Consider the following 21,531-nt stretch of genomic DNA (forward strand, 5'->3'; position numbering starts at 1 on the left):
TCCTGATCGGTCTATTTGAGCGCGTCGCGCGTCTCGGCGATGACGGGCACGAGCAATTCGGCCCATTTCCTTGCGCCTTCTGCGTCCGCGATCAAGTCATTCCGCACCTCGATCGCGAGATAGGGCAGGCCGCGGGCCTCCGCGTGCAGGTCCATCGTCGCATTGAGCTCCTGCCCCGAATAGGGCTCGTTGTCGCCGACATGGAGGCCCAGCGCCTCAAGCTTGGGGATGGCGATACGCGCCGCGCGGTCGTCCCGGTTGTAGAGGATACCCGCATGCCAGGGGCGCGTCTCGTGGGTGCGCGTCTCGAGCCGCGGCGTAAAGCTGTGCAGGGTGAAGAGCATGTCAGGTTCATGCGTGTCGACAAGCTCCGCCGCGCGACCATGATAGGGATGCCAGAAGCGCTCGATCCGCTCCCGCCGCGCCGCTTCGTCGAGCGCGGCATTGGCCGGGATATGGTGGCCGTCGCTATGGACGGGCGTCGCTACCGGATTGTCATGCTCGCGATGGAGATCGACGACGAGGCGCGAAATGTTCGCGATGATCGCCGGGCAGCCCAGCGCCCCGGACACCAGCATCGCCAGCCGGTCGACGCCGATATCGACCGCGACATGCTTGTCGAGCACCGACGGGTGGACGCCGAGATCGATATCCTCGGGCACCCGGTTCGAGGCATGGTCGGCGATCAGGACAAGTCCGGACTCCGAACGCCCCTCGATCTCGATAAAGACGTCCGTCATGCCGCGCTTTCCCATAGGGATTTTCTATTCGATACCCGCATGCGGTCCTAGTTGCCGTGCCGCGCGCGCTATGTCACCAAAGAAGAAAACGGGAGTCGCAAATGGGTTTCGAATTGACACGCCGCGAGGCCATGACCGGGCTCGCCGCCGGGACGATATTGGGTGTCGGCGGATGCGCCTCTTTGCCCGCCCAAGGCGCGCAAAGTTGCGACGCCGGGATGGCGCTGGCGATGGAGGCCGACCGGCTGCTCGCGCTGCTGCCCGAGGTCGCCACCTATAACGGCACCGAGGCGGCGCTCGACGGAGGCCCGCTCGCGCGCCGCCTCAACGATTACTCGCCCGCCGGCGAACAGGCGCTGCGCGAGGGCACGGCGGCGAGCCGGGCGCGCATCGCCGCGCTCGACTGCCCGCGCGGCTCGCGCGATGCGCTGCATGCGGCGGTGTCCGAAGCGGTGCTCGCCAATGCCCAGCGCTCGGCGAGCATCCCCTATGGCCGGATCAACCCGTTCAGCTACGTTAACCACCTCCCCTATCTGGTCTCGCAGATCAGCGGACCGCATATCGATTCCCAGGCGGTGATGACGACCCAGCAATCGGTACGGACGCCCGAGGCGATCGACGCCTGGCTCGAAAAGCTCGATGGCTTCGAGCAGGCGTTCGCCGGCGTCCTCGAAAAAGTCCGCGCCGACGAGGCCGCCGGCTGCCGCCCGCCCCGGGCGCTGCTCGCCAAAACGCTTCCCGTGCTCGACGCCTTTCTCGAAGGCCCGGCCGAAGCGCATCCGCTGATCGAGGCGTTCGATGCCGGGATGGCGGCCGCCGTGACCGACACGACCCTGCGCGCGACCGCCCTGCATTTCGCGATCACCTCGCTGGAAACCAGGGCGCGCCCGGCCATTGCGCGGCTGCGCGACCAGATCGCCGCCATGCTGCCGCGCGGCCAGGAGATGGCCGGCGTCTGGGCCCAGCCCGAGGGCGAAGCGCTCTATGCCGCCAATGTGCTGGCGCTCGGCGACACCGAACAGTCGCCCGACGAGATCCACGATATCGGCCTCGACGAGGTGCGCCGGATTACCGCCGAGATGGATGCGCTGCTCATCGCCAACGGCGAGACCGGTGGCAGTGTCGGCGAACGGATGCTGCGGCTGGCGGGCGACGAGCGTTTCCTGTTCGCGGACAGCGATGCCGGGCGGCGGGAACTGCTCGACTATGTCGGCGAACTCGCCGGGCAGGCCGAAGCCAATTATGGCGACATGCTACCGCCCGAGATCATTCCCCAGCAACAGCTGGTCATTCGCCGTGTACCGGTTGCGACACAAGACAGCGCACCTGGAGGCTATTACGACGCCCCCTCGCTCGATGGCACCCGGCCCGGCACCTACTGGATCAACCTGCGCGACATGCGCGCCGTGCCGCGCTTCCGCCTCCCGACGCTCACCTATCACGAGGGCGTGCCCGGCCATCACACCCAGGTCGCGATCGCCAGCGGCCTCGGCGAAGCGCCGCTGATCATCCGGATCGCGAGCTTCAACGGCTATCAGGAAGGCTGGGCGCTCTATGCCGAGCGGCTCGCCAAGGAACTCGGCTATTACGAGGACGATCCGTTCGGCGATCTCGGCCGCCTGCAGGACGAGCTGTTCCGCGCCGTCCGCCTCGTCGTCGACACCGGTCTCCATCACAAGCGCTGGACGCGCGAACAGGCGATCCGCTTCATGCAGGGCGCGACGGGCATCGCCGAAAGCCGCGTCACCGCCGAGATCGAGCGCTATATGGCCTGGCCGGGCCAGGCGCTCGGTTACAAGCTCGGCCAGCTGCGGCTGATCGAACTGCGCGACCGGATGCGCGCGGCGCGGGGCGACGCGTTCGACGTCCGGAATTTCAATGCGATCGTGCTGAACCAGGGGGCGATGCCGATCGGCCTCGTCGCCGATCGTGTGGCCGCCGCCAGCCGCTGAACCGAAACGGGCAGCGCCGCCCGAGGGCGTGCTACCCGTTTCAATGACGTGCGGGCTTTGGAGAACACGCAGATCATTGGCGGACGTCGCCCGCAAGGGGCTCGATCCGTTCGTGCCCCAATATTAGGCCGATTGCTTTAGAAATGGCGGAAAAAGAGGGTTAACGGGCGGAATTGGCTCGTTGGGTCGTTTTCGAGCGTCATTGCGAGGAGCCGTAAGGCGACGCGGCAATCCAGAGCGTCTCGCGCTCGGCTCTGGATTGCTTCGCTATGCTCGCAATGACGAACCGAATTGAAAGAGTACGCCGTTACAGCAGCCGTGATCGCAGCATCCACCAGCCCGGATGGCCGCGGGCGATCGTCTCTGCCGCCGCATCGCGATCGGCATCACCGTCGAACAGCGCGAAACAGGTGGCCCCCGAACCCGACATGCGGACGAAGCGCGCGGCCGACCGGGCCTCAAGCGCGGTCAGCACATCGCCGATCGCCGGGTAAGCGGCGCGGGCGGGTGCCGCGAGATCGTTGCGCCACGCGGAATCGAGGCGCGGCGGATCGTCAAGCGAGAGCCCGCCCCGGTCCTGCCCGTCCCAGCCTGCGAAGACCGGGCCGGTCGGCACGGCGACGCCCGGATTGACGAGAAGGACCGCGCTTCCGGCGGTATCGGCGAGCTCGACCGGCACCAGGTCGTCGCCCTTCCCGTCGCCCCGGCAGGTCCGCGAAAGCAGGCACGCGGGCACATCCGCGCCGAGCCTCGCTGCAATTGCCGCAAGCGAGGGATCGTCCGCCGGCAGGTCCCAAAGCCTTGTGAGCAGACGCAGTGTCGCGGCCGCGTCGGCCGATCCGCCACCGATTCCCGAGGCGATCGGCAGATTCTTCGTCAACCGGATGCGAGCGCCAGCCTCCGGCGCCCGTTCGGCGCGCAGCCGTTCGGCGGCCTGTATCACCAGATTGCCGTCGCCGGCCGAGAGACCGTCGGCAAACGGCCCGTCGATGGTCAGGCCGAGACCGTCGGCAGGCTCGGCTTCCAGCACGTCGCCGTCCTCGCAAAAGGCAAACAGGGTTTCGATCCGGTGATAGCCGTCGGGCAGGCGTTCGCGGACGTGCAGCGCAAGGTTGATCTTGGCATGGGCGGTTTCGCGCAATGCCCGCGGGCGGTCCGCCATCAGGGCGAGGCGGTCTCGGCGGTGAGGCCTATGTCAAGCTTCCGGCGGATCCGCTCGGCGGCCTCGTCTTCGGCCGACACCAGTGCCGCCTGCCAGGCGAAGCGTGCGTCGCGCCGCCGGCCCGCGCTCCAATAGGCATCGCCCAGATGCTCGTTGATCGTCGGTTCGGCCGGCTCGCCGACGGACGCGCGTTCGAGTATCGGGATCGCCCGATCGAAATCGCCGCGGACATAATAGACCCAGCCGAGGGAATCGGTGATCGAGGGACTGTCGGGGCTAAGCTCGCTCGCCCGCCGGATCAGCTCCTCGGCATAGTCGAGATCCTCGCGCCGCTCGAGCAGCGCATAGCCGAGATAATTGAGCGCCACGGCCTGGTCGGGGGCAAGTGCGACCGCCTGTTCCAGCGCCGGCCGGGATTCCCCCCAGCGTCCGGCATCGAGCAGCGCGCCGCCATAGAGCAGCCAGGCACTCCACGGCGCCTCGTCGTCGCCCGCCAGAGTCACCGCGCGTCCATAGGATTCCGCGGCCTCGTCATACTGTTCGAGCGCCGCATAGCGCTCGCCATAGCGTTGCCAGTCTGCCGCCGTCGCATCGCGCGATTCGGCACGGCCGCGCGCCAGTTCAAGCGCCGCCTCGGGCTCGTCGGTTTCGGCGAGCAGCTGGACCCGCATGTCCTGCACGTCGGCGTAGAAAGGGTCGCGCGATCCGACCCCGTCGAGCGCGGCAAGCGCCGCATCCTCCTGCTGGGCCTGGTTCAGGATACCGCTGGTCACGAACCAGCCGACCGAATTGTCGGGCGCAAGGAAGGTCGCGAAACGGCTGATCGTCAGCGCGAGCGAAGACGCGTTCTGCCGGTTGATCTCGGTGGCGAGCCGGACGAACATTTCCGCAATACCATCCGACGCGCTGTCGACGGCGCCGGGGATCGACCGCCGGCGCTCGATATTATCGCGGGCCGCGCTTTCCGCGCGGCTGTCGCCCGGCAGAAGGGCCAGCGCTTCTTCGCGCTTGCGCGCCTGGACAAGCCGCGCCGCGGCCGCAAGACGCAGCCGCAGGAAACGGGGCGGGCCGAGCTCGCTCAGCGCAAGCGTTTCGGCGACCCCTTCGTCGTAATGGCGCATTGCGAGCAGCAGCAGCGCCCGATGCTCGCGCGCATAGTTTGCCGCGATGGCGTCCTGCTCGCCCGACGCCAATATTTCGAGCGGATCGGCATCGCCCGCGCCGTACGCGATCCAGGCCCGCATCACGGTCGCGAGCGAGGCGAACAGCCCCTGCTCCTCGATCCGGTCGACGACGCGCCGCGCCTCGGCCCAGTCGCCGTCCTCGAGCGCCTCGATAAGGAACAGGAATTCGCCGTCGGGCGGCAGCGCGGAAGCGCTGCGCAGCGATTGCGCCGCGCGCAGCGCCAGTCCGCGATCTCCGGCCGCAACGGCCCGGCGATAGGCGCGGGCCGCCAGCGTTTCGTCGAACGGCGCATCGGACAGCGCCGAGGCATAACCGCGGGCCGCAAGCCCGATCTGCCCCGAAGCGTCCGCCACCCGGGCACGGGCATAATCGGCGAGCGGATTGCTCGCCTGCGCCGCACCCGAAAGGGCCATCGCCGAGGCGAGAACGAGTGCCGTACGGCCGATGAAACGCCTACATATTGGGATAATTCGGTCCTCCGCCGCCTTCGGGAACGACCCAGTTGATATTCTGGGTCGGGTCCTTGATGTCGCAGGTTTTGCAGTGAACGCAGTTTTGCGCATTGATCTGGAACTTGGGATTTCCGTTTTCGTCCTCGACGAACTCGTACACGCCCGCCGGGCAATAGCGCTGCGAGGGCCCGGCATAGAGCGGCAGGTTGTGCTCGACCGGCACGTCCGGATCCTTGAGCGTCAGGTGGACCGGCTGGTCTTCCTCGTGATTGGTGTTGGAGAGGAAGACCGAAGACAGGCGATCGAAGCTGATCACGCCGTCGGGCTTCGGATAGTCGATCTTCTTGACCTGGTCGGCGCGCCACAGGCTTTCATTGTCGGGGTGATGACCCATGGTGAACGGCATGCGGATGCCGAGATGCTCGGCCCACATGGTCATGCCCGACAGGATCGTACCCATGAAATTCCCGTATTTCTCGACCAGCGGCAGCGTGTTGCGGACCTTGCGCAGCTCCTTGTAGACCCAGCTCTGCTCATAGGCCTGCTCATAGGCGGTCAGTTCGTCGCCCGCGCGCTCCGCCTGGACCGCCTCGAACGCGGCTTCGGCGGCCATCATGCCGGTCTTCATCGCGGTGTGGCTACCCTTGATCCGCGGGACGTTCACGAAACCCGCCGAACAGCCGATCAGTGCGCCGCCCGGGAAAGCGAGCTTGGGCACCGACTGCCAGCCGCCGTCGTTGATCGCGCGCGCGCCGTAGGACACGCGCTTGCCGCCTTCGAGGATCTCGCGGATCGCCGGATGTTGTTTCCAGCGCTGCATCTCCTCGAACGGCGAAAGCCAGGGATTGGAATAGTTGAGCCAGGTGACGAAACCGAGCGCGACCTGCCCGTTCTCCTGATGATAGAGGAAACCGCCGCCATTGGCCTCGTCCAGCGGCCAGCCCTGGGTGTGGATCACGCGGCCCGGCACATGTTTGTCGGGCTCGATATCCCACAGCTCTTTGATACCCAGTCCATAGACTTGCGGCTCGGAGTTCGCATCGAGTGCGAACTGCTTGATCAGCATTTTGGAGAGATGTCCGCGCACGCCTTCGGCGAAGAAGGTGTATTTGGCGTGGAGTTCCATGCCCGGCATGTAGTCGGGCTTTTTCTCGCCGTTGCGCGCGATGCCCATATCGCCGGTCGCGACGCCTTTGACCGAACCGTCCTCGTTGTAGAGGATTTCGGCGGCGGCGAAGCCGGGGAAAATCTCGATCCCCATGGCTTCCGCGCGGCTGGCGAGCCAGCGGCAGAAATTGCCCAGGCTGACCGTGTATGTTCCCTTGTTGTTCATGAAAGTTGGCATCATGAAGTGCGGGAATTCCCGCTTTTTCGTCGCCGAGAGGATCCAGTGATGGTTTTCGGTGACCGGAACCGTCAGCGGATTATCGTCGAAATCGCGCCAATCCGGGAAAAGTTCGTCCAGCGCCTTCGGATCGACCACCGCGCCGGACAGGATATGCGCGCCAACTTCGCTACCTTTTTCGAGGATACAGACCGAAATCTCCTTCCCCGTCTCCTCGGCGAGCTGTTTGAGCCGGATCGCTGCGGCAAGCCCCGCGGGGCCGGCACCGACAATCACGACGTCATAGGGCATGGATTCCCGTTCGGACATGTTCGCGCTTTCTCCTTCAGCGGACCGCGTTTCGCTCATATCGTCGCGGCCAGCAACCAATCTATCAGATAGTCACTGCCCGGCGATTGACCACGCCGTCAACCTTCGACTCTATGGAAAACCAAGCAAAGCGGGGGTGCGGACGATCAACAACGATATCGAACACACGATCGGCTGGTGGCGGGAAGCCGGTGTCGACGTGATCGTCGGCGACGAACCGCGCAGCTGGCTCGAAGACGCCAAACCGCCGGAAAAGGATCCCAAAGCGGGAAAAAGCCCAAAGACCGCCGATATGCCGGCCAAACCACTACAAATGCCCGCCGATCTCGCCGCTTTTCGCGCATGGCTATTATCGACCGAGGCATTGGGCGCACCGGCCGCCGACAGCCTGGACGCCATCGGCGATCCAGCAAGCGGGCTGATGATTCTGGTCGACATGCCGGAAAAGGACGATCGGCAGGGCGGCCAGCTGCTTTCCGGCGACACCGGCCGGCTGTTCGATCGCATGCTCGCGGCCATCGGACGGGATCGCGCCTCGGCCTATATCGCGCCGCTTGCACCGATGCGTGTCGCTGGCGGCACGATCGACGACAATGGTTTCGATATCCTGGCCCGCGCCGCCCGGCATCATGTAGCTCTCGCCCGGCCCGACCGTCTGCTGCTCATGGGCGACACGCCGAGCCGTGTTTTTTGCGGGGCCAGCCTCAATGAAAGCCGCGGAAAGAAACACATTTTTAACCATGATGGCGGCACTGTGTCGGTAACGGCAACTTTCCATCCGCGGTTCCTGCTCCGGCAGCCGCGCCTCAAGGCGCAAAGCTGGAAGGACCTGCAGATGATGATCGAAGGAATGACTGCGTGAAACCGAAGCTTCTGGTCGCTACCGCCCTGATCGTCTCCGCCGGCAGCCCGGCCTTGGCCGACAGCGCCAGCATCCCTTCGCCCGATGTCGACGCGTCGTACGCGGATCTGGATTCGGTGCTCGATCGCAGCGAGCGCGAAGCCTATCGCGCAATCTTCGCCGATATCCGGAACCGCAACTGGGAAAGCGCCGAAGGCCGCCTCGCCCGGGCGCCGCGCGGGATATTGCATCCCGTCGCCCGTGCCGAACTCTACCTGGCCGCGGGATCGCCGCGCGTCGAACTCGTGCCGCTCCGGTCGTTGCTCAACGATGCGCCGGACCTTCCTGACGCATCGCGGATCGCCCGGCTCGCCGAACGCCGCGGCCTGGATCGCGTTCCACGCCTTCCGGAAGCACAGACCCTGCGCCGCCTGCCCGGCCCGTCCCGCCGCGGCGTCGCCCGCCCCGTCCGCGACGATAGCGCCGCCCGCGCACTCGTCCGGCAAATCCGGCCATTGATCGTCGACGACAGCCCGCGCGAGGCGGAAAATCTGCTCAACGAACATGGCGGCGATCTGTCGCCGGCGGGGCTGACCGAAGTGCGCCAGCGGGTGGCCTGGTCCTATTATCTGACGGGCGACGATCGCAATGCACAACGGCTCGCAAGACAGGCCCGCACGGGCACCGGCGACTGGGCCGTCCACGCCGATTGGGTGGATGGACTTGCTTCCTGGCGCGCAGGCGATTTCGACGCGGCGGCCGATGCTTTCGCTTCGGTCGGACGCCGCGCATCGGACGCCGAAAAACGGACGGCCGGTCTTTACTGGGCCGCCCGCGCCGAAATGGCCCGCGGCCGTCCGGAAAACGTCCAGAGTCTGCTGCGAACGGCGGCGCAAATGGACGAGACTTTCTATGGCCTGCTGGCCGCGCAGACGCTCGGCATTGCCGAAGCGCCGGCCCATAGCGACATACTCTCGCCCGGTTGGGATTCAGTGGCGACCGAGGCGAATGCCCGGCGCGCCATGGCGCTGGTCGAGATCGGCGAACGCGATCTGGCCGATCAATATGTCCGGCATGGCGCGACGATCGGTAACCCGCACCATCATGATGCATGGCTCGACCTCGCCAATCGATTGAGCCTACCGAATGCCGAATTGTGGATCGCGCGCAATGCGCCGGTCGCCCATCATCCCTCGGCGCGCGACCGGTTTCCCGCACCTGGATACGAGCCGGTCGGCGGCTGGCGGGTCGATCGCTCGCTCGTATATGCCCATGCGCTGCAGGAATCGAATTTCCGGCCCGAAGTCGTCAGCCATGCCGGCGCCCGCGGCCTGTTGCAGCTGATGCCGGGAACGGCTCGCGATATCGCTCGCCAGCGCGGCGAAACCGTTAATGCCGCGCGGCTCAACGTGCCCGAGGTCAATATCGAATACGGCCAACACTATATGGAACAGATGCGCGATTTTCCGGGCACCCAGGGCCTGCTGCCCAAGGTCATCGCTTCCTACAATGCCGGCCCCGGCGCCGTGGTGAGCTGGGAAGGCCGGCTGCGCGACCGCGGCGATCCCCTGCTCTATATCGAGAGCATCCCCTTTTACGAAACCCGCGGTTATGTGCCGATCATCCTCCGCAACTACTGGATGTACCAGCGCAATTCGGGTGAAGAGACGAGCAGTCTCGGCGCACTGGCCCAAGGCATGTGGCCCCGTTTTCCGGGCACGCCCGGCGCGGTCGCGGTTCGGCTTTCGGGCCAGGGAGGCACGCGCGTTGCCGATTGACGAAAGCGCCGAGTTCAAGCCGGTCAGGATCGCCCTCCTGACGGTTTCGGACACCCGTAATCTGGAACAGGACAGCTCGGGCGACATTCTCGAGCAAAGATTGACCGATGCCGGGCATGAGCTCGCCGCGCGCCAGATCGTGCGCGACGAATTGGACGATATCGTCTCCAGGCTGCACGCCTGGATCGACGACCCCGAGGTCGATTGCGTGATCACAACGGGCGGAACCGGTCTCACCGGCCGCGACATCACGCCCGAAGCACTCAAGCGCGTGCAGGACAAGCCGATACCGGGATTTGGGGAGCTATTCCGGACCCTCAGCTATGAAAAGATCGGGACTTCGACGATCCAGTCGCGGGCCTGCGGCTGCGTCACGCGGGGCACATATATATTTGCGCTCCCGGGCTCGAACGGCGCGGTGAAGGACGGTTGGGACGGCATTCTCGCGACCCAGCTCGACAGCCGCTACCGGCCCTGCAATTTCGTCGAGCTGATGCCGCGCCTTACAGAGGCGTAGAGATCCAGATTTCCCAGAGCCGCGCATCGGGATGCGCTACATTCGTCTCGAAATAGCTGTCGCCTTCGATACCCGCATAATTGCCGCCATGGGACCCTGACGGGCGGTTATCGGCGCCTTCCATTGCATCGGCCGTCTCGGATTCAGCGCGGAAGCTGTAAGCGTCCGGCGCTTCGGCGAAGGACACATATTCGCGGGCCTCATTCTCATAGCTGAACCCGAAACGCGCTTCGCCATAAGCGTCCACTGCGTCGGCAATGCTGGAGCCCGGACCGACCCCCTCGGCGGTACGACACCGATCCGCATAAACGCCCATCGCGATGACTTCGATATCAGGGCGATAGGCTTCCACGTCATAGCTTTCGAAAATCGCGCACAGGGCATCCTCTCCATCGGACCGCGTACATAGCGAACCGAAATCCACCATATAAACAGGCTCGAAGCTCAGCGTCGTGCCGGCCGGGAAGGCTTCGACGAAGTCGCCCAGCGTTGCCGGGTTCTCGATCCCGGCCATGCCGGTTTCGGTGATCCGGCAATCGGGATCGAAACTGTCGGCGCCGCCCTCCGACCGGACGAGCGTCGCGCCTTCCGCTGCCTCTGCGTCAAACGTTAACTCCGCAGAATCGCCTTGCGATGCCTCGAGCGTCGCGCTGACACTATCCTCCGGCTCGGGCTCCGCCGCAGGTTGCGACGTGCAACCGGCCAGTGCGATCACCGGCGTCAGCAATGCCGGGCCAATCCTTTTCCTCATCGCGCCTCTCCCTTTTTTCGCGGACGACCATTGCGCAGTGCACCCGCATATGGCAAGTTGTTCCTGTCATGTTCTCGTCGAAAACCAAAGGCCGCGGCGCGACGATCAATACGCCGTCCGGCCGGTTCAAGCTGCCCGGGCGGGAAGTGGACGGCGACTGGCTCGACGCGCGCGAGACGATCGACGGGGCACCGGCTCCGGTCCGGACGCAGGTCACGATCGAGCGCCCCAAGACCATATTGTCGCGCAACCGCTCCCCCGATGTTCCGTTCGACCGCTCGATCAACGCCTATCGCGGCTGCGAACATGGCTGCATCTACTGCTTCGCCCGTCCGACCCATGCCTTTCACGATCTCTCCCCGGGGCTCGACTTCGAGACGAAACTCTTCGCCAAGCCCGAAGCGCCCGAGCTGCTACGGGCGGCGCTGTCCAAGCCCGGCTATCGCGCTTCGCCGATCGCCATGGGTACCAATACCGATCCCTATCAGCCGATCGAGCAACGATACCGGATCACGCGGGATTGCATCGCGATCCTTGCCGAGACCCGGCATCCGTTGACGGTCACGACCAAGTCCGATCGGGTCGTGCGCGATATCGACCTGCTGGCCGACATGGCAAAAGACGGGCTGGCGGCGGTCGCGATTTCCGTGACATCGCTCGATCCGAAGGTGCACCGCACGCTGGAACCCCGGGCCCCGTCCGCCAGGAAAAGACTGGCGGCGATCACGGCGCTCAGCGAGGCCGGTATCCCGACCTATGCGTCCATGTCTCCGGTCGTCCCGGCAATCACCGATCACGAGATCGAGCGTCTCGTCGAGGCGGCAGCCGAAGCCGGCGCGAGGGCCGCCTTCTTCATCCCGCTGCGCCTGCCGCACGAGATCGCGCCGCTGTTTCGCGCCTGGCTCGACGAATATTATCCCGATCGCGCCGGGAAGGTAATGAGCATCGTCCGGTCGATCCGGAACGGGCGCGACAATGATCCGAACTTCTTTACCCGGATGCGCGGATATGGTCCCTGGGCCGAGCTCATCCGGACGCGCTTCGCCAAGGCCTGCCGCAAACACGGTCTCAACCAGGAACGGATCGCGCTGCGCTCCGACCTGTTCCGCCCGCCCGCCGGGCCACAGGGCGAGCTGTTCTAGGCCGTTTCGAGCCGGTAGTCCTTATATTCGTCGCGCAGCGCGCGTTTCAGGATTTTGCCGGTCGCGGTGTGCGGCAGTTCGCCGACGAACTTCACCTCGTCCGGAAGCCACCATTTGGCGACCTTGTCCTTAAGATAGTCGACGACATCCTCGCCGCTGAGATCCGCGCCGTCCTTCTTGACGATCAGCAGCAGTGGCCGTTCGTCCCATTTCGGATGATAGACGCCGACCGCCGCCGCTTCCGCCACGCCCGGACAGCCGACCGCGGCATTTTCGAGTTCGATCGAGCTGATCCACTCGCCACCGGACTTGATGACGTCCTTGGCACGGTCGGTGATCTGCATCGTGCCGTCGGGGTGGATAACCGCGACATCGCCGGTATCGAACCAGTTGTCGTCGCCGACGCACTTGCCGCTTTCGTCCTGGAAATATTGGTCTAGCACCCAGGGCCCGCGAACATGCAGGCTGCCCGAACTCTCGCCGTCGCGGGGCAATTCGTTGCCGTCATCGTCGACGACGCGAATCTCGATGCCGAACGGCGTGCGGCCTTGCTTGCAGATGATGTCGACCTTCTGGTCGAAGCTCAGATCGTCCCAGTTGGGCGGCCGCATCCCGATCGTACCGATCGGGGAGGTTTCGGTCATGCCCCAGGCGTGGAGGACGTAGACGCCGGCCTTCATGAGCCGTTCGATCATCGCGCGCGGCGCGGCCGATCCGCCAATTACGACCATTTCCAGCTTGCCGTAATCGACCGTGTTCGCGTCCATATGCTGGAACATGGCGAGCCAGACGGTCGGCACACCCGCTGAATGGGTAACGCCTTCGTCGAGCACCAGATTGTGCAAAACCTCGCCGTCGTTGACGGCCGAGAACACCATTTTCGAGCCCGTCACGGCGCAGGCGAACGGAAGGCCCCAGGCATTGGCATGGAACATCGGAACGATCGGCAGCATCACCGAGCTCTGCGAGAGGTTCATGGCATCGGGCTGACCCTCGGTGATCGCATGGATGACGTTCGACCGGTGCTCGTAAAGCACGCCCTTGGGATTGCCGGTCGTGCCGCTCGTATAACAGAGACCGCATGGCTCCCGCTCGTCGCCCTCGACCCAATCAAAATTGCCATCCTCGGCATCGGTCAGTTCGCGGAATGTGGGATAGTCGCCCTCGCCGTCGAACAAAATGTAATGCTCGACCGTTTTGAGCTGGTCTTTCAGGCCGGCGATGATCGGCTCGAACGCCTTATCGAACAGGAGGACCCGGTCCTCGGCATGGTTCATGATATAGACGAGCTGTTCCTCGAAAAGCCGCGGATTGATCGTGTGGACGACGCCGCCCATCCCGCTGATCCCGTACCAGGCGGCGAGATGGTGGCCATGGTTCATCGCGAATGTCGCGATCCTGTCGCCCTTCTTCATGCCGAGCTTTTCGAGCGCCTGGGAAAATTTGCGGGCGTCCCCGGCAATTCCCGCCCAGTTCGAGCGCGTCGTGCTCCCATCAGCCCAGCGCGTAACGATTTCGCGCGCGCCGTGCTCGCGCGCGGCATGGTCGATGATGTTACTGATGCGCAGCGGCGCGTCCTGCATTCCTCCAAGCATGGTCATCCTCTCGGCTGTCTGATTTTTTGCTTACCTTAACCGCAAGTGGGCGGTCGTCCAGTACCTAATGGCCGTGCAAGCGCAGAAAATCAGGAAACGAGGGCGAGCTTTGGCCGCCGCTCGTCGACCGAGCCATTGTCAACCGAGAGCCGTGCCTCGATCACGCCGGGAAGCTGGCGGATCGTCTCGGCCCGCTCAGCGTCGAGGACGAAATTGCGGCCGAGCACGACGCGCGCCGAACCGCCTTCCGGCAGGGCCGCCTCGAATATCACGGTTCCGCGTCCTTCGCCATTTACGCCGAGCTGCTCGGCAAGCTGTTCCAGAACCGCCGGCTCGGCGAGCGACACCGTCATCATCATCCGCTTGCTGTTCGACAACGTCTCGAGCGGCTGGAACTGGCGCACCGTCACGCGCGGCAGGTCCTCGCCGGGTTGCCAGTCGAGTTCGACATGGAGCAGGCCGCAACTGCCGGTCTTCGCCGCGTCTTCCAGCTCGAGCCGCGGCCCTTCGTCGAACGCGCTGGCGAAGAACTGCCCCGAACTGTCGGACAGGGTCGCGGTGACGAACGGGTTGCCCCGCCGCGACGTGCGCTTGCGGACATTCTCCACCATCCCGGCCATAACGGCAGCGATCCGTCCGCCCTCGGCGGGCGCCGGCATGGTGGACAGCGCTCCATAGCTTTGCGCCCCGAACGCGTCTGTCAGATGCTTGTAATTGTCGACCGGATGGCCGGAAAAATAGAAACCGAACGCTTCCTTTTCCTGCGCCATGCGTTCGGCGAGCGGCCATTGGATGGCCTCAGACAGCCGAATATGCGCGATATCCGCTTCGCCGCCGTCGGCGAACAGGCCGCCCTGCCCCGTCTCCCGCGCATCAGCCGCGCTCGACGCGATCGCGAGGATGGTTTCCGCCGCAGCGAACACCGCCGGGCGGTTCTGTTCGAGATCATCGAACGCTCCCGCGCCTGCCAGGCTTTCGAGCTGTCGCTTGTTCAGAAGATGCGGGTCGACGCGGGCGGCGAAATCGTCGAGGCTCGCAAACGCCCCCTCGGCTTCGCGCTCGGCGACCAGCTGCTCCATCGCCTTTTGGCCGACACCTTTAAGCGCGGCAAGCGCATATCGGACTGCGTGCCCGTCGCCCCGTTCCTCGACCGAGAATACCGCCTCGCTGGCATTCACACAGGGCGGCAGGCAGGCGATGTCGGCGCGGCGCATATCTTCGAGAAAGACACCGAGCTTGTCCGTATTGCCCATGTCGTAGCACATCGAAGCCGCGTAGAATTCGTGCGAATAATGGGTTTTGAGCCACGCGGTCTGATAGGCGATCAGCGCATAGGCGGCGGCATGGCTCTTGTTGAAACCATAGCCGGCGAATTTAGCGATCAAGTCGAACAGTTCGTTCGCTTTGCCCGAGGTGATATCGTTGCGCGCGCACCCCGATACGAACCGATCGCGCTGGGCATCCATTTCCGCCTGGATCTTCTTGCCCATCGCGCGACGCAGCAGATCGGCATCGCCGAGCGAATAGCCGGCGAGCACCTTGGCCGCTTCCATCACCTGTTCCTGGTAGACGAAGATGCCGTAGGTTTCCTTGAGGATCGGTTCGAGCTGGGGATGCGGATATTCGATTCTCTCAGCGCCGTTCTTCCGCGCGCCGAACATCGGGATATTGTCCATCGGGCCCGGCCGGTAGAGCGAGACGAGCGCGATGATATCCTCGAAACAGGTCGGCTTCACGGCCGCCAGCGTACGCCGCATGCCTTCCGATTCCAGCTGGAACACGCCGACCGTGTCGCCGCTCTGCAGCAATTCATAGACCTGTTCGTCGTCCCAGCCGAGCCGGTCGAGATCGACACCGATCCCGCGCTGCGTCAGCAGCTGAACGGCCTTCTTAAGGACCGAAAGCGTTTTGAGACCCAGAAAGTCGAATTTGACGAGGCCGGCATTTTCGACATTCTTCATGTCGAACTGGGTGACCGGAATGTCCGACCGCGGATCGCGATACAGCGGGACGAGCTTGTCGAGCCGCCGGTCTCCGATCACCACGCCGGCCGCATGGGTCGAGCTGTGCCGCGGCAGGCCTTCGAGCTTCATCGCGAGATCGATCAGCTTCTTGACGTCAGCATCGGTTTTATATTCAGCCTCAAACTCCGCCACACCGTTGAGCGCACGCTCGAGGCTCCACGGATCAGTCGGATGGTTGGGCACCATCTTGGTCAGCCGGTCGACCTGGCCATAGGGCATTTGCAGCACGCGGCCGACATCGCGCAGCACGGCGCGCGACTTCATCGTTCCGAAGGTGATGATCTGGGCAACCTGATCGCGGCCGTATTTCTGTTGGACATAGCGAATGACTTCGCCACGCCGCGTTTCGCAGAAGTCGATATCGAAATCGGGCATCGACACACGTTCGGGATTGAGGAAGCGTTCGAACAGCAGACCGAGCTGCAATGGATCGAGATCGGTGATCGTCAGCGCCCAGGCGACGACCGAACCCGCGCCCGAACCACGGCCGGGGCCGACCGGTATCCCCTCGCCTTTCGCCCATTTGATGAAATCGGCAACGATCAGGAAGTAGCCGGGAAAGCCCATCTCGATGATGATGTCGAGCTCATATTCGAGCCGCTCCAGATAAGGCTTGCGGATTTCATCGGTGAGATTGTCGCCATGGATCGCAACCAGTCGCACTTCGAGCCCGGCCCGGGCATCCTCGCGCAACTGAGAAGATTCGCCCTCGAGATCGCCCGCAACGCTGGGTAGGATGGGGTCGCGTGTCGGCGCAGCAAAAGCGCAGCGCTCGGCGATTACGAGCGTGTTGGCCAGCGCTTCCGGGAGGTCCGAGAACCGCGCCTCCATCGCCTCGTAGGAAACGAGCCAGCCCTCTTCGGGGCTATGCCGCCGGTCGTCACTTTCGACATAATTGCTGTCGGCTATGCACAGCATTGCGTCATGCGCGGCGTGGAAATCCTCGCGCTGAAAGAAGGCGGGATTGGTCGCAACGAGCGGCAGGTCGCGCGCATAGGCGAGATCGAGCAACGCTGCCTCGCTCGCCTCCTCGACCGGATCGCCGCGCCGGCTGATCTCGACATAGAGCCGCGCCGGAAACAGGGCGATCAGCCGGTCGGCATAGGCCAGCGCTGCCTCGGTCTGCTCGCCTTCGAAGAGGCGGGCAAGCGCGCCCTCTCCGCCCCCGGTCAGCGCGATCAGCCCGTCCGTCCTTCCCTCCAAGGTCTCGAACGGTACATGCGGCGCGTCCTCGAGCGGCCGATCGAGATGCGCTTCGGAAACCAGTGCGCAGAGATTTTCATAGCCCGTCTCGTCTTGGGCGAGCAGCGGCAGCCAGTCGATGATGGGGTCCTCGCCCTCCGCACGGCCCGGCCGGGAAACGGCAAGCAAGGTGCCGATAATGGGTTGGACACCCTTGTCGAAGGCAGCGCTGCAAAATGGCATTGCGGCATAGAGGCCGTTGCGATCGACCAGCGCCGCAGCCGGGAAGCCGAGTTCGCGGGCGCGCGCGGCGATTTCCTTAGGCTGGATCGCACCCTCAAGCATCGTGTAGGCTGAGAATATTCGCAAAGGGACGAAGGGCACGGATTGCATGGCCCGGTTATGGGGAGACGTTTCGATTCGTCAAAGCGGATTGTCGCGCAGGCGTGTGGATAGTGACGCTAGCCGAGCAGCGCGACGATATCCTTCTCGATCTGATAGGGCTTGGTGGTCGGCGCATAGCGCTGCACGACATTGCCGTTGGGATCGACGAGAAATTTGGTGAAGTTCCACTTAATCCTGTCGCCCACCAGCCCGCGTTTCTGCGCCCGCAGATGTTTGAAGAGCGGATCGGCATCGGCGCCGTTCACATCGATCTTGGCGAAAAGCGGAAAGGTGACATCGTAGGTCAAGTTGCAGAAGTTGGCGATCTCTTCGGCATCGCCCGGTTCCTGCGCGCCGAACTGGTTGCAGGGGAAAGCCAGAATCTCGAACCCGCGATCCTTGTATTTCCGATACAGTTCTTCGAGCCCCGCATATTGCGGCGTAAATCCGCATTTCGACGCCACGTTGACGATCAGCACGGTCTTGCCGGCGTAGTCGGCCAACGCCTGCTCCGCACCGTCCGGCAGTCTTACGGCAAAATCGAACACGCTCATGCGGCGCTCCTTTCAAGGTGGCCCTCATGCAGACGATACACCTGATCGGTCTTTTTCGCGAGCCGCTCGTTATGCGTCGCAATCAGCGCTGCGCTGCCCTCCTCGCGCACGAGCGCAAGAAACTCGGCCAGCACGATATCGGCGGTGGCTTCGTCGAGATTGCCGGTCGGCTCGTCCGCGAGTACCAGCGAGGGCCGGTTCGCCAAGGCGCGGCCGACGGCCACACGCTGTTGCTCGCCGCCCGAAAGCTGCGAAGGGCGATGATCGAGACGATGGCCAAGCCCGAGCCGGTCGAGCAAAGATGCCGCCCGCGCTTCCGCCTCGTCCGGCATCGCGCCGCGGATCAGCTGGGGGATGATCACATTCTCCTTGGCCGAGAAATCGGGCAGGAGATGATGAAACTGGTAGACAAAGCCCAGATGGTCGCGCCGGAGCCTGGTTCGCGCGTCATTTTCCAGGTTAGCCGCCTGCTCGCCGTCGATGGATATCGATCCGCTGAAACCGCCCTCGAGCAGCCCGACCGCCTGCAGCATCGTCGACTTGCCCGAACCCGACGGACCGAGAAGCGCGACAATCTCGCCCTTGCCGATGCGGATATCGACGCCCCTCAGCACTTCGATCGTCACCCCGCCCTGCTGGAAGCTGCGCGCGAGATTGCGGACTTCGAGAACCGCCTCATTCATAACGCAGCACCTGCACCGGATCGGTGCTCGCGGCCTTGAATGCGGGATATAGCGTGAAGACAAAGGCCGAACCCAGCGCGAGGCCAACGATCGCCAAGATCTCGAACGGATCGGTGCGTGCCGGAAGCTCGGTGATAAAACGCACTGACGGGTCCCAGAGATTCTGTCCCGTCACTGTCTGCACGAAATTGACGACATTCTGCCGGAAGTGAAGCAGCAGGAAGCCGAGGCCGAGCCCGGCCAGCGTTCCGAGCGTGCTCGTCGTCATCCCGATCGTGAGAAAGATCTTCATCATCGAGCGCCGGGTCGCGCCCATTGTCCGCAGGATCGCGATGTCGCGTTTCTTGGCCCGGACAAGCATGATGAGCGAGGAGAGAATGTTAAAAACGGCGACGAGGATGATCAGTGAAAGTACCCAGAACATGACAACGCGTTCAACTGCCAAGGCATCGAACAACTGGCTGTTCATCTCACGCCAGTCGGTCAGCACGCCCTGCCCCGCGTAGTTGACCGCAATAGGCTCCAGGATCTCGCCGACATTCTCCGGATCGGTGGTATCGAATTCGATCATGCCGACCGCATCATCGAGCAGGAGCAAGGTCTGGGCATCCTCCATCGGCATCAGGACGAACGCCTTGTCGAAATCATAGACACCGACCTCGAAGATCGCCGCGACGTCATAGGAAACGATGCGCGGCACGGTTCCGAACGGAGTCGTCCGGCCCTGGGGCGAGATCAGACTGATCTGCCCGCCGGTGACCGCGCCCAGCGCTGTCGCCAGCCGCGAGCCGATCGCCACTCGGTTGCTCCCGGGGGTCAGCAGCGCCATGTCGCCGGCGACGATATTCGAATTGATCGTCTCGTTGATACGAATATCCTCGACCCGCATGCCGCGGGCGAGCACGCCTTCGACCCGGCCGTCATAGCTCGCCATCAGCGGTTGCTCGATCAGCGGCGTGGCCGAAACGACGCCCTCGATATCTCGCGATTCCTCGAGAATCTCACGCCAGTCGGGCAAACGCCCGCTATAGCCCTGCATCACCGCATGGCCGTTCAGCCCGACGATCTTGTCGAACAGGTCCGCGCGAAAACCGTTCATCACGCTCATCACGACGACCAGCGCCATCACGCCGAGCATCACCGCGACGAAACTGATCGAAGCGACGACGAAGATGAAACGCTCTCCCTTACCGGGCAGCAGATAGCGTTTCGCGATCATCCGCTCATGGCGGGACAGGATCATGCAAGTTTCTCCAGGGCGGTTTCGGGACTCACCTCTTCGCGCTCTCCGGTTGAACGGCGCTTTAACTCGACCACCCCGTTCTTCAGCCCGCGCGGCCCGACGACCAGCTGCCAGGGCAGCCCGATCAGATCCATGGTCGCGAATTTGGCGCCGCCGCGTTCGTCGCGGTCGTCATACAGAACCTCTACGCCCGCCGCCTGAAGCTTAGCGTACAGGTCGTCCGCAACCGACGCACAGGCATCGTCATCGGCGCGCATGTTGATCAGACCGACTTTGTACGGAGCGACCGGTTCCGGCCAGATAATGCCGTCATCGTCATGGCTCGCCTCGATGATCGCGCCGACAAGCCGCGAGACGCCTATCCCGTAACTGCCGCCGACCGGCGTCACCATCTCGCCGTCCCGTCCGGGCACCTTGAAATCGAGCGGCGCCGAATATTTGTCGCCGAAGTAGAAGATATGTCCGACCTCGATACCGCGGGAGCGAAGCAGATCATCGCCCATCTCCGCTTCCCGCGCCTCGTCGCGCTTCTCGTCGGTCGCGGCATAGTCGGCTGTCATCGAATCGACGAATGCCTGCAGCGCCTCGGTATCGCGGGCATCGACCTCGAACTGATCGGCCGAACGCAGCTCCTCCCAGTTCTTGTGGAAGAACACCTCGCTCTCGCCAGAAGGCGCGAGAATGATGAATTCATGGCTGAGATCGCCGCCGATCGGCCCGGTATCGGCCTGCATCGGAATTGCCCGCAGGCCCATCCGCGCGAAGGTCCGCAGATAGGCGATGAACATCTTGTTATAGCTGTTGCGCGCGCCCGCCTCGTCGAGATCGAAGCTATAGGCATCCTTCATCAGGAATTCGCGGCCGCGCATCACACCGAAACGCGGACGGATCTCGTCGCGGAACTTCCATTGGATATGATAGAGAATGCGCGGCAGATCGCGATAGCTGTTCATGCCGCCCTTCATGATCGCGGTCAGCATGTCCTCATTGGTCGGCCCGTAAAGCAGGTCGCGTCCCTGGCGATCCTCGATCCGCAGCATCTCGGGCCCGTATGCGTCATAGCGGCCGGTATCGCGCCAGTAATCGGCCGACTGGATGGTGGGCATCAGCATCTCGACCGCTCCGACGCGATCCTGCTCCTCACGCACGATCTGTTCGATCTTCTTCAACACGCGATGGCCGAGCGGCAGCCAGGCATAGATGCCGGAAGACGTCTGGCGGACGAGACCGGCGCGCAGCATCAGCTTGTGGCTGACAATCTCCGCATCGGTGGGGGTTTCTTTGGTGACGGGCAGAAAATAGCGGGAAAGACGCATGGTTAAGGGGTCCGGAAATGGGCCGTTGGTGAGCCGAGTCTCTAGGCGGGCCACAGGTTCGCCGCAAGCGTCATGGCGGTTGCGCGGCTGTTGCGCTGACGTCACAGGCGCAAACTTATTGTTGCCTGAATCCCTCTACCCCCATGACAAGCGCCGATCGGATGGCTTAGCAATCTGTCTTACGTCACGCGCCGAACGGCCGTGGTTCAGGGAGGTTCCCCGCTGCACACCTCGAGGGGAAGGGATGTGCGCGAACCGGGAGCCGACAAAAAAGGGGGCGAACAGGTGTTCGTCACGTTTGTGCCCGGGCCTCACGGTCCGGGCACTTTCGTTTTTTCCTCATGCAAAAGCGGCACTATCCGATTGGTGATCGCAC

The 21,531-nt window shown here is 64.0% G+C and carries 16 protein-coding genes; 5 read left to right on the top strand and 11 right to left on the bottom strand.

Going from position 1 to position 21,531, the window contains the following annotated elements; all coding sequences use genetic code 11:
- Positions 1 to 11: 11 nt before the first annotated feature.
- Positions 12 to 740: an N-formylglutamate amidohydrolase gene (locus tag HFP57_RS04335; RefSeq protein WP_176868642.1), complete on the bottom strand. Its 729-nt coding sequence runs from the start codon at positions 738 to 740 to the stop codon at positions 12 to 14.
- 101 nt (positions 741 to 841) lie between these two features.
- Here HFP57_RS04335 and HFP57_RS04340 point away from each other — a divergent pair, with 101 nt between their 5' ends.
- Positions 842 to 2,692: a DUF885 domain-containing protein gene (locus tag HFP57_RS04340; RefSeq protein ID WP_176868643.1), complete on the top strand. Its 1,851-nt coding sequence runs from the start codon at positions 842 to 844 to the stop codon at positions 2,690 to 2,692.
- Positions 2,693 to 2,999: 307 nt separating this feature from the next.
- On the opposite strand, the gene HFP57_RS04345 is transcribed toward HFP57_RS04340, so the two are convergent.
- The 3 genes from HFP57_RS04345 to HFP57_RS04355 are packed head-to-tail and all read right to left on the bottom strand — an operon-like array spanning position 3,000 to position 7,145.
- Positions 3,000 to 3,854, bottom strand: coding sequence for a 4-(cytidine 5'-diphospho)-2-C-methyl-D-erythritol kinase (locus HFP57_RS04345; RefSeq protein WP_176868644.1), 855 nt, complete (start codon positions 3,852 to 3,854; stop codon positions 3,000 to 3,002).
- Positions 3,854 to 5,452 (bottom strand): tetratricopeptide repeat protein, encoded by a 1,599-nt coding sequence (locus tag HFP57_RS04350; RefSeq protein WP_176868645.1) that lies wholly within the window; start codon positions 5,450 to 5,452, stop codon positions 3,854 to 3,856. Before HFP57_RS04350 ends, HFP57_RS04345 begins: the two co-directional genes overlap by 1 nt.
- Before the next feature lie 40 nt (positions 5,453 to 5,492).
- Positions 5,493 to 7,145, bottom strand: coding sequence for an electron transfer flavoprotein-ubiquinone oxidoreductase (locus HFP57_RS04355; RefSeq protein ID WP_176868646.1), 1,653 nt, complete (start codon positions 7,143 to 7,145; stop codon positions 5,493 to 5,495).
- Between the two features lie 136 nt (positions 7,146 to 7,281).
- Between HFP57_RS04355 and HFP57_RS04360 the strand changes: the two genes are divergently transcribed.
- The 3 genes from HFP57_RS04360 to moaB are packed head-to-tail and all read left to right on the top strand — an operon-like array spanning position 7,282 to position 10,281.
- Positions 7,282 to 8,007 carry a uracil-DNA glycosylase family protein gene (locus HFP57_RS04360; RefSeq protein ID WP_176868647.1) on the top strand — a complete coding sequence of 242 codons (726 nt, stop codon included), beginning with the start codon at positions 7,282 to 7,284 and terminating at the stop codon, positions 8,005 to 8,007.
- A complete protein-coding gene (locus tag HFP57_RS04365; RefSeq protein ID WP_176868648.1) occupies positions 8,004 to 9,764 on the top strand; it encodes a lytic transglycosylase domain-containing protein in 1,761 nt (586 codons plus the stop codon). The genes HFP57_RS04360 and HFP57_RS04365 overlap by 4 nt, the downstream gene beginning before the upstream one ends.
- Positions 9,754 to 10,281: a molybdenum cofactor biosynthesis protein B gene (gene moaB / locus HFP57_RS04370; protein ID WP_176868649.1), complete on the top strand. Its 528-nt coding sequence runs from the start codon at positions 9,754 to 9,756 to the stop codon at positions 10,279 to 10,281. The genes HFP57_RS04365 and moaB overlap by 11 nt, the downstream gene beginning before the upstream one ends.
- Here the strand turns inward: moaB and HFP57_RS04375 are convergent.
- Complete coding sequence (locus tag HFP57_RS04375) at positions 10,268 to 11,032, bottom strand: hypothetical protein (protein WP_176868650.1); 765 nt, start codon at positions 11,030 to 11,032, stop codon at positions 10,268 to 10,270. The genes moaB and HFP57_RS04375 overlap by 14 nt on opposite strands.
- 68 nt (positions 11,033 to 11,100) lie before the next feature.
- On the opposite strand from HFP57_RS04375, the gene HFP57_RS04380 reads away from it, so the two are divergent.
- Entirely contained in the window at positions 11,101 to 12,174 is a 1,074-nt protein-coding gene (locus HFP57_RS04380; protein WP_176868651.1) for a PA0069 family radical SAM protein, read from the top strand.
- On the opposite strand, the gene HFP57_RS04385 is transcribed toward HFP57_RS04380, so the two are convergent.
- From HFP57_RS04385 to proS, 6 genes are all read right to left on the bottom strand, one after another.
- Positions 12,171 to 13,769, bottom strand: a complete 1,599-nt coding sequence (locus tag HFP57_RS04385; RefSeq protein ID WP_176871144.1) for a long-chain fatty acid--CoA ligase — start codon at positions 13,767 to 13,769, stop codon at positions 12,171 to 12,173. The two genes, HFP57_RS04380 and HFP57_RS04385, sit on opposite strands and share 4 nt — an antisense overlap.
- An 89-nt stretch (positions 13,770 to 13,858) precedes the next feature.
- A complete protein-coding gene (dnaE, locus tag HFP57_RS04390; protein ID WP_176868652.1) occupies positions 13,859 to 17,368 on the bottom strand; it encodes a DNA polymerase III subunit alpha in 3,510 nt (1,169 codons plus the stop codon).
- 68 nt (positions 17,369 to 17,436) lie between these two features.
- A complete protein-coding gene (locus HFP57_RS04395; protein WP_176868653.1) occupies positions 17,437 to 17,913 on the bottom strand; it encodes a glutathione peroxidase in 477 nt (158 codons plus the stop codon).
- A complete protein-coding gene (locus HFP57_RS04400) occupies positions 17,910 to 18,596 on the bottom strand; it encodes an ABC transporter ATP-binding protein (protein ID WP_176868654.1) in 687 nt (228 codons plus the stop codon). The genes HFP57_RS04395 and HFP57_RS04400 overlap by 4 nt, the downstream gene beginning before the upstream one ends.
- Positions 18,589 to 19,839, bottom strand: coding sequence for a lipoprotein-releasing ABC transporter permease subunit (locus tag HFP57_RS04405; protein ID WP_176868655.1), 1,251 nt, complete (start codon positions 19,837 to 19,839; stop codon positions 18,589 to 18,591). The genes HFP57_RS04400 and HFP57_RS04405 overlap by 8 nt, the downstream gene beginning before the upstream one ends.
- A complete protein-coding gene (gene proS / locus HFP57_RS04410; protein WP_176868656.1) occupies positions 19,836 to 21,155 on the bottom strand; it encodes a proline--tRNA ligase in 1,320 nt (439 codons plus the stop codon). Before proS ends, HFP57_RS04405 begins: the two co-directional genes overlap by 4 nt.
- Positions 21,156 to 21,531 lie beyond the last annotated feature (376 nt).

Source organism: Parasphingopyxis algicola (assembly GCF_013378075.1).
In the GTDB taxonomy this organism is placed as follows: Bacteria; Pseudomonadota; Alphaproteobacteria; order Sphingomonadales; family Sphingomonadaceae; genus Parasphingopyxis; species Parasphingopyxis algicola.

Coding starts and splice junctions, on each gene's coding strand:
- HFP57_RS04335 (WP_176868642.1), bottom strand. CDS start 740: ATGACGGACGTCTTTATCGAGATCGAGGGGCGTTCGGAGTCCGGACTT.
- HFP57_RS04340 (WP_176868643.1), top strand. CDS start 842: ATGGGTTTCGAATTGACACGCCGCGAGGCCATGACCGGGCTCGCCGCC.
- HFP57_RS04345 (WP_176868644.1), bottom strand. CDS start 3,854: ATGGCGGACCGCCCGCGGGCATTGCGCGAAACCGCCCATGCCAAGATC.
- HFP57_RS04350 (WP_176868645.1), bottom strand. CDS start 5,452: ATGGCCCTTTCGGGTGCGGCGCAGGCGAGCAATCCGCTCGCCGATTAT.
- HFP57_RS04355 (WP_176868646.1), bottom strand. CDS start 7,145: ATGTCCGAACGGGAATCCATGCCCTATGACGTCGTGATTGTCGGTGCC.
- HFP57_RS04375 (WP_176868650.1), bottom strand. CDS start 11,032: ATGAGGAAAAGGATTGGCCCGGCATTGCTGACGCCGGTGATCGCACTG.
- HFP57_RS04380 (WP_176868651.1), top strand. CDS start 11,101: ATGTTCTCGTCGAAAACCAAAGGCCGCGGCGCGACGATCAATACGCCG.
- HFP57_RS04385 (WP_176871144.1), bottom strand. CDS start 13,769: ATGCTTGGAGGAATGCAGGACGCGCCGCTGCGCATCAGTAACATCATC.
- dnaE (WP_176868652.1), bottom strand. CDS start 17,368: ATGCAATCCGTGCCCTTCGTCCCTTTGCGAATATTCTCAGCCTACACG.
- HFP57_RS04395 (WP_176868653.1), bottom strand. CDS start 17,913: ATGAGCGTGTTCGATTTTGCCGTAAGACTGCCGGACGGTGCGGAGCAG.
- HFP57_RS04400 (WP_176868654.1), bottom strand. CDS start 18,596: ATGAATGAGGCGGTTCTCGAAGTCCGCAATCTCGCGCGCAGCTTCCAG.
- HFP57_RS04405 (WP_176868655.1), bottom strand. CDS start 19,839: ATGATCCTGTCCCGCCATGAGCGGATGATCGCGAAACGCTATCTGCTG.
- proS (WP_176868656.1), bottom strand. CDS start 21,155: ATGCGTCTTTCCCGCTATTTTCTGCCCGTCACCAAAGAAACCCCCACC.